General features: G+C 63.9%; 17 protein-coding genes and 1 tRNA gene. 10 read left to right on the forward strand and 8 right to left on the reverse strand.

Going from position 1 to position 15,898, the window contains the following annotated elements:
• Positions 1-134 precede the first annotated feature (134 nt).
• The gene (gene cytX / locus Q0L30_RS02185; protein WP_296650575.1) at positions 135-1,463 is read right to left on the reverse strand and encodes a putative hydroxymethylpyrimidine transporter CytX; all 1,329 of its coding nucleotides are present in this window, start codon (positions 1,461-1,463) and stop codon (positions 135-137) included.
• A 264-nt stretch (positions 1,464-1,727) separates the two neighbouring features.
• On the opposite strand from cytX, the gene Q0L30_RS02190 reads away from it, so the two are divergent.
• From Q0L30_RS02190 to Q0L30_RS02200, 3 genes are all read left to right on the forward strand, one after another.
• Complete coding sequence (locus Q0L30_RS02190) at positions 1,728-3,071, forward strand: replication-associated recombination protein A (protein ID WP_296650577.1); 1,344 nt, start codon at positions 1,728-1,730, stop codon at positions 3,069-3,071.
• A 136-nt stretch (positions 3,072-3,207) separates the two neighbouring features.
• Positions 3,208-4,500: a serine--tRNA ligase gene (serS, locus tag Q0L30_RS02195; RefSeq protein ID WP_296650579.1), complete on the forward strand. Its 1,293-nt coding sequence runs from the start codon at positions 3,208-3,210 to the stop codon at positions 4,498-4,500.
• Between the two features lie 167 nt (positions 4,501-4,667).
• Positions 4,668-4,757: transfer RNA gene (locus Q0L30_RS02200), tRNA-Ser, on the forward strand.
• A 281-nt stretch (positions 4,758-5,038) separates the two neighbouring features.
• On the opposite strand, the gene phnE is transcribed toward Q0L30_RS02200, so the two are convergent.
• From phnE to Q0L30_RS02225, 5 genes are all read right to left on the reverse strand, one after another.
• Positions 5,039-5,836, reverse strand: a complete 798-nt coding sequence (gene phnE / locus Q0L30_RS02205) for a phosphonate ABC transporter, permease protein PhnE (RefSeq protein WP_296650582.1) — start codon at positions 5,834-5,836, stop codon at positions 5,039-5,041.
• Positions 5,833-6,693, reverse strand: coding sequence for a phosphonate ABC transporter ATP-binding protein (phnC, locus tag Q0L30_RS02210; protein ID WP_296650585.1), 861 nt, complete (start codon positions 6,691-6,693; stop codon positions 5,833-5,835). Before phnC ends, phnE begins: the two co-directional genes overlap by 4 nt.
• Positions 6,693-7,592, reverse strand: coding sequence for a phosphate/phosphite/phosphonate ABC transporter substrate-binding protein (locus tag Q0L30_RS02215; protein WP_296650587.1), 900 nt, complete (start codon positions 7,590-7,592; stop codon positions 6,693-6,695). The genes phnC and Q0L30_RS02215 overlap by 1 nt, the downstream gene beginning before the upstream one ends.
• A gap of 490 nt (positions 7,593-8,082) precedes the next feature.
• Positions 8,083-8,421 carry a hypothetical protein gene (locus Q0L30_RS02220; RefSeq protein WP_296650590.1) on the reverse strand — a complete coding sequence of 113 codons (339 nt, stop codon included), beginning with the start codon at positions 8,419-8,421 and terminating at the stop codon, positions 8,083-8,085.
• Between the two features lie 213 nt (positions 8,422-8,634).
• Positions 8,635-8,937, reverse strand: coding sequence for a hypothetical protein (locus tag Q0L30_RS02225; RefSeq protein ID WP_296650593.1), 303 nt, complete (start codon positions 8,935-8,937; stop codon positions 8,635-8,637).
• A 632-nt stretch (positions 8,938-9,569) separates the two neighbouring features.
• Between Q0L30_RS02225 and map the strand changes: the two genes are divergently transcribed.
• From map to Q0L30_RS02260, 7 genes are all read left to right on the forward strand, one after another.
• Positions 9,570-10,355 (forward strand): type I methionyl aminopeptidase, encoded by a 786-nt coding sequence (gene map, locus Q0L30_RS02230; RefSeq protein ID WP_296650595.1) that lies wholly within the window; start codon positions 9,570-9,572, stop codon positions 10,353-10,355.
• A 136-nt stretch (positions 10,356-10,491) separates the two neighbouring features.
• On the forward strand, positions 10,492-11,031 hold the full coding sequence (locus tag Q0L30_RS02235; RefSeq protein WP_296650596.1) for a GNAT family N-acetyltransferase: 540 nt from the start codon (positions 10,492-10,494) through the stop codon (positions 11,029-11,031).
• Between the two features lie 217 nt (positions 11,032-11,248).
• On the forward strand, positions 11,249-12,082 hold the full coding sequence (minC, locus tag Q0L30_RS02240) for a septum site-determining protein MinC (RefSeq protein ID WP_296650599.1): 834 nt from the start codon (positions 11,249-11,251) through the stop codon (positions 12,080-12,082).
• Between the two features lie 94 nt (positions 12,083-12,176).
• Entirely contained in the window at positions 12,177-12,992 is an 816-nt protein-coding gene (gene minD / locus Q0L30_RS02245) for a septum site-determining protein MinD (RefSeq protein ID WP_296650600.1), read from the forward strand.
• Positions 12,993-13,006: 14 nt separating this feature from the next.
• Positions 13,007-13,261 carry a cell division topological specificity factor MinE gene (minE, locus tag Q0L30_RS02250; protein ID WP_293033061.1) on the forward strand — a complete coding sequence of 85 codons (255 nt, stop codon included), beginning with the start codon at positions 13,007-13,009 and terminating at the stop codon, positions 13,259-13,261.
• A gap of 386 nt (positions 13,262-13,647) precedes the next feature.
• On the forward strand, positions 13,648-14,652 hold the full coding sequence (gene waaC, locus Q0L30_RS02255; protein ID WP_296650610.1) for a lipopolysaccharide heptosyltransferase I: 1,005 nt from the start codon (positions 13,648-13,650) through the stop codon (positions 14,650-14,652).
• 322 nt (positions 14,653-14,974) lie between these two features.
• Positions 14,975-15,097: a hypothetical protein gene (locus Q0L30_RS02260; protein WP_296650612.1), complete on the forward strand. Its 123-nt coding sequence runs from the start codon at positions 14,975-14,977 to the stop codon at positions 15,095-15,097.
• Between the two features lie 51 nt (positions 15,098-15,148).
• Here Q0L30_RS02260 and Q0L30_RS02265 read toward each other — a convergent pair whose 3' ends face one another.
• Together Q0L30_RS02265 and Q0L30_RS02270 are read right to left on the reverse strand one after the other, a co-directional pair.
• On the reverse strand, positions 15,149-15,328 hold the full coding sequence (locus Q0L30_RS02265) for a hypothetical protein (RefSeq protein ID WP_296650614.1): 180 nt from the start codon (positions 15,326-15,328) through the stop codon (positions 15,149-15,151).
• A gap of 167 nt (positions 15,329-15,495) precedes the next feature.
• The coding region (locus tag Q0L30_RS02270) for an MFS transporter (protein ID WP_296650616.1) at positions 15,496-15,898 on the reverse strand (403 nt) is incomplete at its 5' end.

Consider the following 15,898-nt stretch of genomic DNA (forward strand, 5'->3'; position numbering starts at 1 on the left):
CGATCGCAGCGTGGCTTTTTCTTGGGTTTTTCGTGGACGAGAAAGGCGCAGCGGGGCTTTCCTCACGCGCGCCCCCGATGCACACGACAGGGCCCCGGCGGCGCACGTGACATGCACGTGCGCGGGCCGTGCGCTTATGCGTAAGCGGCGCGGCGGCGTCCTGCGAGCACGAGATAGCAGAGCGCGCCGATCACGAGCGACGGCAGCGTCGCGCCGAGATTCGGCAGCCACTGATTGAGCGCCTGATAGGCGCCGAAGCCGATCGCCCACGCGACGAACGCGCCAACGTGCCAGCCGCCCGAATAGCCGTAGACGCCGCCCAGATCGGCGATTGCTTCTGCGTCGATGCGGCGGCGGCGCACGATGAAGTGATCGGCGAGCACGACGCCGAAGAGCGGCGCAAACACCGAGCCGATGAACAGCAGGAAATTCTCGTAACGCGCCATCGGCACGACGATGCCGATCAGCGTGCACAGCGCGCCGAACGCCGCCGAGAGCCACGGCACGCTCGCGCGCGTCCAGAACGTGCCGGTCGAGACGGCGGCCGAGTGGATGTCGGCGAAGGCATTGTCGATCTCGTCGATCAGCACGAGCAGGAGCGCGAAGCCGCCGCCCGCCTGCGCGAGCGCCGAGGTGAGCAGCGCGTCGCCGCCGCCCGCCGCGAGACCATAGATGGCGCCGAGCGCGTAGAACCACATGTTCGCGATGCCGTAGCCGAACAGCGTGCCGCGAAACGCCTCGCCGGGGCGACGGCCAAAGCGCGTGTAATCGGCGATGAGCGGCAGCCACGAGAGCGGCATCGCGACCACGAGGTCGATGGCGCTGCCGAACGGCATGTCGCCGGTGCCGGGGCGGCGCATCAGCGCGCCGAGGTCGTGGCGCGCGAGCAGATTCCACGTGAGCCACGCGGCGCCCGCGAGCAGCAGCCAGATGCCCCACGTCCGCAGGAAGCGCCGCACGAAGGAGAGCGGGCCGCTCACGGCGAGCAGCGTCGCGAGCAGGCCGAAGACCAGCGTCCAGACGACCGGCGTCGAGAAGCCGAAGGCTTGCTTCGCGAGCGCATCGGCGGAATCGCGCATCACGATGATCTCGAACGCGCCCCAGCCGACCAGCTGCACCATGTTGATGATGGCGGGAACCGACGCGCCGCGCACACCGAGCGTCGGGCGCAGCGACGACATCGCCGCGAGGCCCGTATCGGTGCCGATCACGCCCGCGAGCGCGAGCAGCACCACGCCGACCGCGCTGCCGATGCCGATTGCGGTGAGCGCGGCCGGCAGCGAGAGACCCGGCACGAGCAGCGCGCCGGCCTGCGCAACGAGCAGGCCGATGCCAAGCGAGAACCACAGCGCGAAGGCGTCGGCGGTGCGGAACTGGCGGCGCGCGTCGGGCACGGGCACGAGCGGCGCGTAGGTGGAGCCGGTGTCACCGGCGTGCGCGTCCAGGTTCGTTGGCTGGTTCATCGGCTGGTTCATCGGGAAAACGGTCCTCTGGTGTCGTCTGTCGTTATCGTTTCGTCCGGAGCCGGATCGGCCGCGGATTGCGGGCTGACCGGCTGCGTCGGGTGTGACTCTCCGGCCCCGGAAGCTCGCCCGCCCGCGCGCGCTGTCATAATGCTCGATTGCGTCCGGCGCGACGGTCCGGCCCGCAGCGCTCGGGCGCGCCCCGCGCGCGGGTGCCCGGCTTGCGGCGGTGCGCCCGAAAGCCGACATTATCCCGAAAACGTCATGTTTGAAGAAACCCGTGCCAACGTACCGCTCGCCGAGCGGCTGCGACCGCGCTCCATCGACGAAGTCATCGGCCAGAAGCATCTGCTGGGCCCGAACAAGCCGCTGCGCGTCGCATTCGAGTCGGGCGAAGCCCATTCGATGATCCTCTGGGGGCCGCCGGGCGTCGGCAAGACGACGCTCGCGCGCCTCATGGCCGACGCGTTCCACGCCGAATTCATCGCGCTGTCGGCGGTGCTCTCGGGCGTGAAGGACATTCGCGAGGCCGTCGAGACCGCGCAGATGCATCGCGCGCGCGGCCGGCAGACGCTCGTGTTCGTCGACGAAGTCCACCGCTTCAACAAGAGTCAGCAGGACGCTTTCCTGCCGCACGTCGAATCGGGGCTGTTCGTGTTCGTCGGCGCGACGACGGAGAATCCGTCGTTCGAGGTGAACAGCGCGTTGCTGTCCCGCGCGGCGGTCTATGTGCTGAAGAGCCTCGACGAGGACGAGCAGGGCGAGCTGCTCGGGCGCGCGAGCGAGGAGCTGGGCGGCCTGACGTTCACCGACGAGGCGAAAAAGGCGCTGATCGGCTCCGCGGACGGCGACGGGCGCAAGCTGTTGAACAATCTTGAGATCGTCGCGCGCGCGGCCGCCCGGCAAAAGTCGACCGAAATCGACGAGGCGCTGCTGGGCAGCGCGCTCGCCGAAAATCTGCGCCGCTTCGACAAGGGCGGCGACGCGTTCTACGACCAGATCAGCGCGCTGCACAAGTCAGTACGCGGCAGCAACCCGGACGGCGCGCTCTACTGGTTCTGCCGCATGCTCGACGGCGGCGCGGACCCGCGCTATCTCGCGCGGCGCATCGTGCGCATGGCGTGGGAGGACATCGGGCTCGCCGATCCGCGCGCGGCGCGCATCACGCTCGACGCCGCCGAAACCTACGAGCGGCTCGGCTCACCCGAAGGCGAACTGGCGCTCGCGCAGGCCGTGATCTATCTCGCCGTCGCGCCGAAGTCGAACGCGGGCTACATGGCGTACAACGAGGCGCGGCGCTTCGTCGGCCAGGACCAGTCGCGCGCGGTGCCCATCCATCTGCGCAACGCGCCGACGAAGCTGATGAAGGAACTCGGCTACGGCCACGAGTACCGCTACGCGCACGACGAACCCGATGCCTACGCCGCGGGCGAGACCTATCTGCCCGACGGCATGCGCGAGCCGCACTGGTACCGGCCGACGCCGCGCGGGCTCGAAGGCAAGATCGGCGAGAAGCTTGGGCGGCTGGGCGAACTCGACGCGCGATGGCGCGAGGATCATCGCGACGAAATGCGCGACGAAATGCGCGAGAAGAAGCGCAAGGGCTGAATTCCGGCCGGGGTTCGGCCTCGATGCGGCCTGGCTGGCGCTTGCCGCACGGCCGGCGACGCCATTGCCCACGGACTCGGGGCGCCGGTGCGTTAAAATCGCCCCTTCACACAACGAAACTGCGTCTCACAATCCCATGCTCGACATCCAGCTGCTGCGCAAAGACCTCGACGGCGTCGCGAAGCGCCTCGCCGACCGCGGCTACACCCTCGACGCCGCGGCCTTTTCGGCGCTCGAAGCGGAACGCCGCGCCATCCAGACCCGCACTGAAGAACTGCAGGCGCGCCGCAACAGCCTGTCGAAGCAGATCGGCGCGCTGAAAGGCCGTGGCGAGGACACCTCGGCGGTCATGGCTGAAGTCGGCGGTATCGGCGACGAGATGAAAGCGTCGGCAGCCAAGCTCGACGAGATTCAGGCGCGCCTCTCGGACCTGCTGCTCGGTGTGCCGAACCTGCCGCACGAGAGCGTCCCGGCGGGCAAGGACGAAAAGGACAACGTCGAAGTGCGCCGCTGGGGCGCGCCGCGCGCGTTCGATTTCGAGGTCAAGGATCACGTCGATATCGGTGCGCCGCTCGGGCTCGATTTCGAAACGGGCGCGAAGCTCTCGGGTGCGCGCTTCACGATGCTGCGCGGCCAGATTGCGCGCCTTCACCGTGCGCTCGCGCAGTTCATGCTCGACACGCACACGCAGCAGCACGGCTATTCGGAGACGTACACGCCGTACATCGTCAACCCGGAAATCCTGTACGGCACGGGCCAACTGCCCAAGTTCGCCGACGACATGTTCCGCGTGGAGAAGGGCGGCGGCGAGAACACGGTCACGCAGTACCTGATTTCGACGTCGGAAATCTCGCTGACGAACACGGTGCGCGAGAGCATCGTCGAGGGCAGCGCGCTGCCGATCAAGCTGACGGCACATTCGCCGTGCTTTCGCTCGGAAGCGGGCTCGTACGGCCGCGACACGCGCGGCATGATTCGCCAGCACCAGTTCGACAAGGTCGAAATGGTTCAGATCGTTGCGCCCGAAACGTCTTATGACGCGCTCGAACAGATGGTGGTCCACGCTGAAACCATCCTGCAGAAGCTCGGCCTGCCGTATCGCGTGATCACGCTGTGCACGGGCGACATGGGCTTTTCGGCGGCGAAGACGTACGACCTCGAAGTGTGGCTGCCCGCGCAGAACACGTACCGCGAGATTTCGAGCTGCTCGAACACCGAAGCATTCCAGGCGCGCCGCATGCAGGCGCGCTACCGCAACGCGCAGGGCAAGCCGGAACACGTCCATACGTTGAACGGCTCGGGTCTCGCGGTGGGCCGGACGCTCGTCGCGGTGCTCGAAAACTATCAGGAAGCGGATGGTTCGGTGACGGTGCCCGAAGTGCTGCGGCCGTACATGGGCGGTGTGGCGCGCCTTGAAGTGGGCGCCTGATCGGGATCGAGGCGAGATCGCGTTTTCCGGTTCTCCAGATTTTTCGAAGGGGGACTTGGAAAACGCCGCAGGGTGTTCTATAATCTTCGCTTCGCCAGTCAACGACCGGGCTTGGCGAAGCAGTATTTAGTAGTAGAGCAGTACCATGGCAGTACCGGCAGTACCCCGGAGAGGTGGCAGAGTGGTCGATTGTACCTGACTCGAAATCAGGCGTACGTTTAAGCGTACCGTGGGTTCGAATCCCACCCTCTCCGCCAAGATATCTGACAAAGCCCCGTGAAATTCAGGTTTCAAGGGGCTTTGTCTTTTCTGCCCGCCAAAACACCCGCCATACAGAAAAGTGCCCGTTGTCATGTTTTTCGGGCATACGCGGACGATATAAGCGCCTCGCAAACACCTCGCGATACGACAAAACAAAAACCCCCTCGGGATTGCTCCCGAGAGGGCCGATCGCCTGCGCCTGGCCGGCGTGGCTCACGCTGCAACGAATGGGGCGCCGGAGATCGCGCGCTTAGTCTTATCAGACGACTGCCGCCTCTTACTGCACGCGGCTGCGCAGGAACGCGGAACCGCGTTCGGCAACGGCCACCAGCACGAACGTGACGATCAGCAGATACGACACCGTCTGGTACTGGAACAGGTTCATCGCGGTCAGCAGCATGAACCCGATCCCGCCCGCGCCGACAAAACCGAGCACCAGCGACGAACGCAGATTCTCGTCGAAGCGGTACAGGCTGATGCCGAGCAGCGTCGGCAGCACGCCCGGCACCACCGCATGCGTGAACACCTGAAGGCGGCTTGCACCGGTCAGTGTCAGCGCTTCGACCGGGCCCATGTCCATGTCTTCGATGACTTCGGAGAACAGACGTCCGAGCATGCCGACCGAGTGCACGCCGAGCGCAAGCGCGCCCGGAAACGCGCCGAGACCGACCGCCGTCACGAACAGCAGCGCCCACACGAGGTCCGGCACCGAACGCGTAACGCCGATGATTGCGCGCGCAAGGAAATACAGCGGCCGCGCGGGACTCACGTTCGACGCCGCGAGCAGCGCGAGCGGAAACGCGAGCACGATGCCGAGCACCGTGCCGAACACGGCAAGATCGATCGTCTCCATGATCGGCTGGAGACTCGGCCCGAACTGGCTGAAATCCGGCGGCGTGGCGCGCGAGATGATGTCGGCCATTCCGTGCACGCCGGTGATCAGGTCCTGCGGACGCGCATGCACGCCGTAGCAGGCCTGAACGAACAAGGCGACGAACGCGGCAAACGCCGCGATCTTCGAGAGCGAGCTGCGGCCCGGCTCGCGGGCGGTCCGCGACGAGGTAACGCTATTCATGAGGCTTGCGCAACGTAAAGGTTCGAGATCTGGTGCATGCCGACCGACGACGCCCGCTCGTCGAATTCGATATGACCGCCGCGCATGCCGATCAGGCGATCCGCGTAGCGCGTCGCCAGTTCGGGTTGATGCAGCACGGCGACGACCGCAAGGCCGTCGTCGGTGGCGAGACGGCGCAACAGCTTCATCACGTCGTCTGCGGCTTCGGGATCGAGGCTCGCGACAGGTTCATCGGCAAGCACGACCTGGGGCCGCTGCGCGAGCGCGCGCGCCACGGCGACGCGCTGCGCCTGGCCGCCCGACAGCGTACTCGCGCGCTGATGCGCGAGATGCAGCAGGCCGACCTCGTCGAGAAACCCGCGCGCGGGCTCGATTTCGCTCTTCGGCACGCAGCCGAGCATGGTCGACAGCGACCGGTGACGGCCGAGCGCGCCCGTACACACGTTCGCCAGCACGCTGCGCCGCTTGACCAGATTCGCGTGCTGCGAAATCAGCGCGATCGGCATACGCGCCTCACGCAACGCCCGGCCGCTCAGCGCGGCGAGGTCGCGTCCTGCGACCTCGACCGAGCCGCCGGTCGGGTGGTTCAGCCCGACCACGCACTTCATCAGCGTGGACTTGCCGCAACCGTTGCTGCCGAGGATCACGACCATCTCGCCCGCACCGACCTCGAGGCTCACGCCGTCGAGCGCCGTATGACCGTTCGGATAGCGCATCACCAGGTTGCGCACGGCAAGACGCATGCCGATGCCGGCCGACGCGTTGCCCGGTGCCCGTGTTCCCGTTTCCGGGAACGCGGGAAATGCCATCGGCTCGAATCTCATGCCATCGGCCATGCTCTGCTGCATCGCGTTCATCAGAGTTTCGCCAGATCGACGTGGAGCGTCTTGATCAGATCGCGGATCTGGTTATACGAGTCGTCCGTCTGCGGAACCATCTTCAGTTGCGGGCTGGCAGCCGAAGCGATGAACTTCTGGTCCGTCGCCGGCAGCGAGTGGAAATCCAGCGTTTGCAGCACGTTCGCCAGCTTCGCCTTGAACGCTTCCGGCAGATCGCCGCGGATCGCCATCGGATCGAGCGGAATCGGGTCCGATTGCCACAGCGTCACATAAGCGGCCGGGTCGTATTCGTTGTGCAGCTTCGCGCTTGCAATCTCGTCGCTGTTCAGCTCGCCCGATTGCACCTTGTGATTGCGGATCGCTTCGAACGATGCCGTGTGGCTGCCTGCGTACAGGGCCTTCACGCCGTGATCCGGATCGATGCCGTTCTTGCTCAGGCCGTACGCCGGGAACAGGTGGCCCGATGTCGACGCCGGGTCCGAGTACGCGAACGAATGGTCCTTGATGTCGGCGATCTTCGTGATGCCGCTGCCCGGCCACGTCACGATCGACGCGGTGTAGGTCGAGGGCTTGCCGTCGGCGCCGCCGAACGAGGCCACGGCCTGCGCGTTCGCAACCTGATGCGCGAGCACGTAGCCGAGCGGGCCGAACTGGCCGAATTCGAGCTTCTTGTTGCGCATTGCTTCGATTTCGGCGTTGTAGCTCGTCGCGACGTACACCTCGACCTTGCACCCGAGCTTGTCGCCGATCAGCTTCGCAATGTCGGTGTAGACCGGCACGAGCTGCGCCGCAGCCTCATACGGTTCGACGCCGAAACGGACGGTCCCGTCGTTCGGACATGTGTCGGCGGCGTGGGCCAGGCCGGCAGCGAATGAGAGTGCCGCCGCTGCGAGAAGGAAGGAAGATTTCATTTTCATGGGTATGGTTTCTCGTCGTTAACTATGGGTCCTGACCCGGTCCACAGGGCACGCGGACTACGCGTTTCCAACCTTTTGCTCCCGACAGCGGCTAACCGCCTCGAAGAACGCTCCAGCGAGCCGGCTTTTGCTGCGCTCCTTCCGGCTGGCCGCGTAGATAGATGTCTACGCAACGTCCCCCGCGATCCATGCGGGTTCCGGTTTCGGGTCTGACGCGTATTCCGATCGGAATACGATGCCAACGCCGAATCCACGGGCGACGCCTCGCGGCTGCCAGATTCCATCGCCACAAAGCCTAGACGTCTATACGTTTGTGTGAGCGATCGGAGGTGAGGCCACGATAAAATCTGAGCGTTACATCTAGATGTCAGAAGGGTCGGGGTTTTTCGGCAGGGTGATTGAGATTTTCGACGTATTGGTAAATTCGAATCGAGAAATCCGGGCGTGGCATTCGGTTGCGCGCGCATCGGTTGATCGGCATGAACCGGTCTCACACAATCACTTTGCATTCCTTCATAAAGCGGTCGGATTGCGCCTCCTGAACGGCGGTGCTGAGCGGGTTGCTACGTATCGTATAACCGACCGTACAGCTGGCTTCCAGTGTTTCCAGTTCCAGCGCTGCCGTTTCGTTGCCCGGATAAGCCGCGCTGATTTGCGAGCGCGTCAGCAATGTGATGCAGTCGCTTTCGATCATCATTGCGAGCGAACTGGTTTTGACCACTAGCGGCGGTTTGACCGGCAGCCGCGCAAGAATCGAATCGGTCGCGGCGCGCCGCCTGTTGATGAATTCGCGGTAAAGGTTTGCAGCAAACGTCGAACAGCCAGCCAATGACCGAAGGTCGTCGGCTATAGAAATCCCGGATCGAAACGAGTGTTAGTGTGTCGGCGCAATTCTCCCCATGTCGACGGGAAATTGGCGAGGCAATTCAAACGGTGCGCTGCAGAAGAGCGTGCGAGAAGAGCACGCTACAGCGCTCAAGCAGGCCGAACCGGTTGCTGACGTGATCGGGCACTGGCTGGTGGATCATTCAAACCGATACGGCTATTCCCACTCGCGCGGGTAGGGCTCGTGGCGGTTGTGTTCAATGTCGATCGCCAAGGCCACCGCTTTGTCACAGCAATGGCTGTCGCATGCCGAAATGATATGCGCCAGTTCGCTCCGGTCCGGCGTTTGTGCGAGAGGATCGCGACATAGACGGCGGTCTGTACCGATTTGCCCATGTTCTGCCGGCCGCCGTGCAATCGCTTTGTGCAGGCGAATTTTCATGCCTGGAATTTCTAAACCCGCAAGAATCGCAGCTCCGAGAATTCCAACGGAAACAATCCCCGATATGGCCATGGTCATTCATTTTGAATTCGTTAATGAACAAATGATGACGCGTACAGATCGCTTAGTAAATAGCTCTTTCTTACACGGGTAATGCGAATGTTGTTGAATTATCACTTAAAAAGCAATGATTTATCGCGTTAGAACAGAGGTGTTTCCTAACGCGTGCCGCATTTGAGTAATGTAGATGCAAGTAGAACGTGTGCCTTGAGTAAAATTCGCCAAATCGGTGTTCCACCGATGTCGGTGTGGCAAATTGCGCGCATGGCAGATTGGCCATCCGGAAGATCTGAACGAAGCTGCCAAACCCAGATTGGAGTCGCATTACATCTACCGAAGCGGCGGCAATGCCGACACAGCGCCTGCGAACCTGATGTAGCGCATCTTGTTGCAGGTCAGCGGCCAGGAACCGCGATTCCGTGAAGAGGCGCATGGCCTGGCGTTTTGCCGACGTTGTAAGATACGCAGGCTGGCTCTGGACGATGGACGACCGGATATCGCCCGAATCGCGCCCGAATCGCGCCCGAATCGCGCCCGAATTGGGCTTGATTCGTACCTGCCTACGATGGCGGTTGCGTGCCCGGTACAATCGCTCCTTTGAATTTTGCGTGGGGTGCCGCTGGCGCCACCGCGCCCATTTCGGTCCACAGATGGCTATAACCTACAAGTCCGCCGCCGACCTCGATCGTTTGCGCATCGCTGGCCGCCTTGCCGCCGAGGTGCTCGCCATGATCGGCGCACACGTGAGGCCCGGCGTCTCCACCGACGAGCTCGACGCGATCTGCAACGATTTCATCGTCAATACGCTGAAGTCCGTGCCGGCGAACGTCGGCTACCTCGGTTTTCCGAAGACGATCTGCGCGTCGGTCAACCAGGTCGTGTGCCATGGCATCCCGAACAGCAATGAGATCCTCAAGGACGGCGACATCATCAATATCGACGTCGCCATCATCAAGGACGGCTATTTCGGCGATACGAGCCGCATGTACACTGTCGGCACGCCGAGCACGGTCGGTCGTCAGCTCGTCGATACCACGTACGAGGCGATGGTCGCCGGTATCCGCCAGGTGAAGCCGGGCGCGACGCTCGGCGACATCGGGCACGCTATCCAGCGGCGCGCGCAGGCCGATGGCTTTTCGATCGTGCGCGAATATTGCGGCCACGGCATCGGCAAGGTCTATCACGAAGAACCGCAGGTGCTGCACTACGGTCAGCCGGGGCAGGGCCTGCGCCTGAAGCCGGGCATGGTCTTCACGATCGAGCCGATGGTCAATGCGGGCCGCGCCGGCACCGCCGTCCTGCGCGACGGCTGGACCGTGGTGACGAAAGACCGCTCGCTATCGGCGCAGTGGGAGCACATGGTGGCCGTCACGGACGACGGCTACGAGCTGCTGACCCCATGGCCCGACGGCACCGGCGACTACGAGGCGCCATGAGCGCCATGAGCGCCGCGAGACCGATCGTACAGTGCCATGTGCGCGACGATCGGTCATTTTTGTGAAAGAAGGATTTGACTCTCGGACGCGTTCGGTTAAAGCTACGCGTTAATGCTTTATAGGGGTTTACGACTGCATGAGTCCGTCACTGACCGTTCGCCGCATCGCTGCCGATCAGGGTGCCGTGTTGCGCGAGCTTCGAACTGCGTCATTGCGCGATGCGCCGTACGCGTTCGGCGATGCAACGCTTGAGGACGCGCTCCTGACCGATGCAGCTGTTTTCGATGCCGCCGCGGCTCGCTACGCGGACTCGCGCGCCTGCACGTCATTCATTCTCTACACCGAAGGCCATCCGGCCGGGCTCATCGGCGCGAGCTTCGAAACCGAGCCGGCGCGCCGCGCGTTCGTTTCGGCGCTGTGGGTCGCGCCCGCCGTCCGGCACCTGCGCGGCGGGGAATTGCTCCTGAACGCCGCGATCGACTGGCTCATCGCCGAAGGCGCGACGCAGGTCTTCGCGTGGATCACCGACAACAACACCACCGCCATGCGCTTTTACGAGCGCCTCGGTTTCGTCGCAACCGGCGATCACGTGCGCAGCAAGCACTCGCCTGAGCAGTGGGAAATGCTGCTCGTGCGTGGCGTCGCAAGCAGCCTGCGCAGCGCGTCGTCGAATTGACCGCGCATCAAGTCCCGCAACGCGTCGTCGCTTCATCGTTCCCCATTCGATTCAATCTCGGGCAATCCGCGTGCCATGCGGGGCGGGCGCGCTTGTGGCGCGCGCATCGTGCGCGCGGCGCGTTGCATTCGTTTTGTCGCCGGGTGATCGGGCCGCTAAAAATGGTGGCCGCGCGCGTCGACGCCTGTAAAATACGCAAAATTTTTCGTCGAACGCCATGTCGCCCAGGAAATCGCCATATTTCGAACTGAAGAGCGGCTCAGTCGATACGCTTCTGTTCGTGGTCAAGACAACCGAAGTGGATGCCATGCGCGCCGAACTCACACGGCGCTTCGAGGCCACGCCGGAATTTTTCGCAAACGATACCGTCGCCATTGACGTGCGGCGACTCGGCGACGGCGAGGCGGTTGCGCTCGGCGACATCGCGCGCCTGCTCGAAAGCGTGAGCATGCGTCCGGTCGGCGTCGTGGCGCAGCCTGCGCAGCACGACTGGGCCGCGCACGCCGGGCTGCCGTTGCTCGAAGCGCGCGACCGTCGCGGCTCGAATGCGAAGCCCGTGGCGGAGGAAGCGCCTGCCGTTGCCGCAGCAACGGCCTCCGAGGCGCAAGACGCGTCCGCTTCCGGAGCGCAATCCGGGCGCGCCGGCGTCGAGAGCGAAGCCGCTGCCGAGGCCGCAGTGGCGGCTGTCGAGACCGCGCAAGCTGTCACGCGCGCCGAACCGACGCTCGTGATCGACCGGCCGCTGCGCTCGGGGCAGCGCATCTACGCGAAGGGCGACGTTGTCGTGCTCGGCCTCGTGTCGAACGGCGCGGAAGTGATCGCCGAAGGCAACATTCACATTTACGCGCCGCTGCGCGGCCGCGCGCTCGCGGGCGTGCACGGCAATCACGATGCGCGCATTTTCTGCACGTGTCTCGAAGCGGAGCTGATTTCCATTGCGGGCATCTACCGCACCACTGAAGTGCCGCTGAGCGCCGACGTGGCCGGCAAGCCTGTGCAGATCCGGCTGGACCAGGAAAAGCTGTTGATCGAACCGTTGAGGCTCACCTGAGGCGCTGCCTCGCGCGCTTCTTGCAGCACGCAGTGGCGGCGCGCGGTACGCGATGGGGCAAAACTGAAGAAATTGACGAACGCAAGGTAAGGGAATGGCAAAAATCATTGTGGTGACTTCGGGCAAAGGTGGCGTGGGCAAGACGACCACGAGCGCGAGTTTCGCATCGGGCCTCGCGTTGCGCGGCCACAAGACCGCAGTCATCGACTTCGACGTTGGTCTGCGCAATCTCGACCTCATCATGGGTTGCGAGCGCCGCGTCGTGTACGACCTCATCAACGTGATCCAGGGTGAAGCGAACCTGAACCAGGCGCTCATCAAGGACAAGAAGTGCGAGAACCTCTTCATCCTGCCGGCCTCGCAGACGCGCGACAAGGATGCGCTCACGAAGGAAGGCGTCGAGAAGGTCATCGACGATCTCATCGGGATGGACTTCGAGTACATCATTTGCGATTCGCCCGCGGGCATCGAATCGGGCGCGCTGCTCGCCATGCACTTCGCCGATGAGGCGCTCATCGTGACGAACCCGGAAGTGTCGTCGGTGCGCGATTCGGACCGTATTCTCGGCATGCTTTCGTCGAAGACGAAGCGCGCGATCGAGGGCCAGGATCCGATCAAGGAGCACCTGCTGATTACGCGCTACAACCCGAAGCGCGTGAGCGAAGGCGAAATGCTCTCGCTCGGCGATATTCAGGAGATCCTGCGCATCGAACTGATCGGCGTGATTCCGGAATCGGAAGCCGTGCTGCATGCGTCGAATCAGGGCTTGCCGGCCGTTCACCTGGACGGCACCGATGTCGCCGAGTCGTATAAGGACGTCGTCTCGCGCTTTCTCGGCGAAGACAAGTCGCTTCGTTTCACCGACTACCAGAAGCCGGGCCTCTTTCAGCGCCTCTTCGGCAACAAGTAAAGGAGGCGCAACTCATGTCGTTTCTTTCGTTTTTTCTCGGCGAAAAGAGAAAGTCCGCCTCGGTAGCGAAGGAACGCCTGCAGCTCATCATTGCGCACGAGCGGGCAGGTGGCCATCCGCCTGCCGATTATCTGCCGGCGCTGCAGCGCGAACTGGTCGCGGTGATTTCGAAGTACGTGAAGATCTCCGACGAAGATATTCGCGTCAGTCTCGAACGTCAGGACGACCTCGAAGTGCTCGAGGTCAAGATCGAGATTCCGCAAGCCTGATGACGCCGCGCGCGGCCCTCGTGCCGTGCACGGCGCAGACGTTGTCCTTCGTTTGCCTTTCTCCGCGGGTCACAGCAGTCGTGCTGCCGTGACCGTTCCCTTGCGTGTGCAAGCGATTTTGCGCGCGCATCCTCAGATTCAATCGTGACCGCGCGACAATTCCGGCCGGAATACCCGGCAGGCAAGCACTCGTCATCGCTTCCGTCTTCAGGGGCGACGCGCCGCAGCTCTCCTCCTTTCAGGGACACAGCGCGTGTGCGCGGCCCGGTTTACATCCTGAAAAGAAGGGACCGATGCGATTTGCAGCTTGTTTGACCCAGGCCCGTTGCTGCCGTCGATTCCGTTAGAATCTCAAAAAATTGGACGTATCGTGGGTCGGCGGGACAATGAAACGAATTTTGGTTGTTAAGGTGACCTCGCTGGGCGACATCGTGGAGGCACTGCCGGTTATCGCCGACATTCACCGTGCTTTTCCCGGCGTGAAAGTCGACTGGGCAGCGGACGAAGCGTTCGTCGATATCGTGCGCTGGAACGCCGGGGTCGATCGCGTGCTGTACGCGCCGCTGCGCCGCTTCAAGAAGACGCGCCGCTGGAGCGACTTCAAGGCGATTCTGGCTTCGATCGGCGAACTGCGCGCCGAGCGCTACGACGTCATCATCGATATCCACGGCGTGTATAAAAGCGCGATCATTGCGTGGCTCGCACGTTCGAAGCGGCGCTTCGGCTATCTCGGGAAGGACCTCGGCGAGCGCGGAGCGGCATTTGCGTACAACGGTCGTTTCGGGCCGCGCCCGGCGTGCGATGCATGGACCGGCATGCGCGTGAGCGCAGGCGAAGCGCTCGGCTATACGGTCGACACGCCGCCCGAGTTCAACATGCGCATTCCGCGCCTGGGCGACGCACTGCCCGCACCGGAAAGCCCGACTGCGATGATCTTTCACGCGACGTCGAAGGACGAGAAGAAGTGGCCGGTCGCGCATTGGGGCGAACTGTGCCTCGCATTGCAGGCGCGCGGCCTGCGCATCGAATTGCCTTGGGGCTCGGAGGTCGAGCGCGCGACGGCCGTCGAAATTGCAGCGCTCGTGCCGGGCGCCGTGGTGCTGCCGCAACTCACCGTGAGACAGGTCGCGCAGCGTATCGAGGAAGCGGCGCTCGTCGTCGGCACCGATACCGGCTTCGTCCACCTCAGCCACGCGCTCATCCGGCCGACTGTCATGATCTTCGTCACGACGTCGTCGGAACACACGGGCGTGCGTGCGCCGGGGCGTTCGATTTCGATTGGAGACGGTTTCCACGTTCCGCCCGTCAAGGTCGCGCTCGATGCCGTCGATCAGGTCTATCCGCCGCGTGGTAATACGACGGCTGGCGGCGCTTTCGCTTCGGCTGCCTGAATCGGCACCTGACTACGCACCTGACTGCGCACCCGCTCACCCAGCCGCACGATTGCCCGGTCGTCCTGGGGCATTGCTCAGACGCGATGCCGTACGGCGCTCAAACTTCCGTTTACCGGTTTGTTAAAAGTGTCGCCGCAGATTGGCGAATCTTGCGCGCGCGGCGCGAAAGCGCGCTGCGCCGCCTCGGCTGTAACACGCCTCGAACGGCCACTTACAAATTGCAACGCCTCGCGAAGGCGCCGTCGTGTTCAATCAGAACCGTCTAAAGGCCATTCACCGAGAGGCCGGACAACCAACATTGACTCGACGGGAGAATGACGTGAAACGACTGACGCTAACCATCGTTGCAGGCGCGCTGCTCGCAGTGGCGCTCGGCGGATGCATCGTGGTGCCGGCCGGAGGCTACTACGGTGGCGGCGGCTACCATCGCGGCTACTACTAATGACCGTTCGGGAGGAAGAGGGCTGCGCGAATGCCGCAACCCCGATGCCGGTCAGGCGAGCAACATTTCCATGGCGACGACAGCCACGATGGCCGCAATATTGGCTGCGACCGCCTCGATCACCACGGCACGCCAGCTCGCGGTTCGCCAGCGGGCCGCCAGCACGAGCGAAAAGCCCAACGCGAGCGCGATGATCAGGACGACGTCGGCGTTGCTCAGATGAATGTTCATCGTCGGCTCCCAGCGGGGCAAGAGCAGGGTTGGCGAACCGGAGTCTCCGCGGAATTTCTGACCGGTCGTTCCGAGTATAGTCAGGCGCCGCGCACGCACCAAGCGACCAAAAGAAGCGGAGTCCGCGAGCAGCGGCTCCGCTTTTGCCTTGATTGAAGCGCGTTGCGTTACATCAATGTGTTGTGACGCGTCTCGCGCATGCTCAGGACGCCGAACAGGCTCACGGCGGCTGCAATCGAAACGTAGGCGCCGACCCACGACAGCCCGCCGCGCGCGGCGAGCACCTGCGCGATATACGGCGCCACGGACGCGCCGAGAATGCCGCCGAGGTTGTACGCGACGCCCGCGCCCGTGTAACGCACGCTGGTCGGGAAGAGTTCGGGCAGCAGCGCGCCCATCGGGGCGAAGGTGGCGCCCATCAGGAACAACTGGATCACGAGGAACAGCAGCACGAGCGGCAGCACGCCGCTGCCGAGCAGCGGCGGCATCGTGAAGCCCGAAACGATGGCGGCGATGCAGCCGAGGATCAGCAGCGGCCTGAGGCCGAAGCGTTCGCTGACCCATGCCGAG

The sequence above is a fragment of the Paraburkholderia sp. genome (assembly GCF_024281035.1).
Classification (GTDB): domain Bacteria; phylum Pseudomonadota; class Gammaproteobacteria; order Burkholderiales; family Burkholderiaceae; genus Paraburkholderia.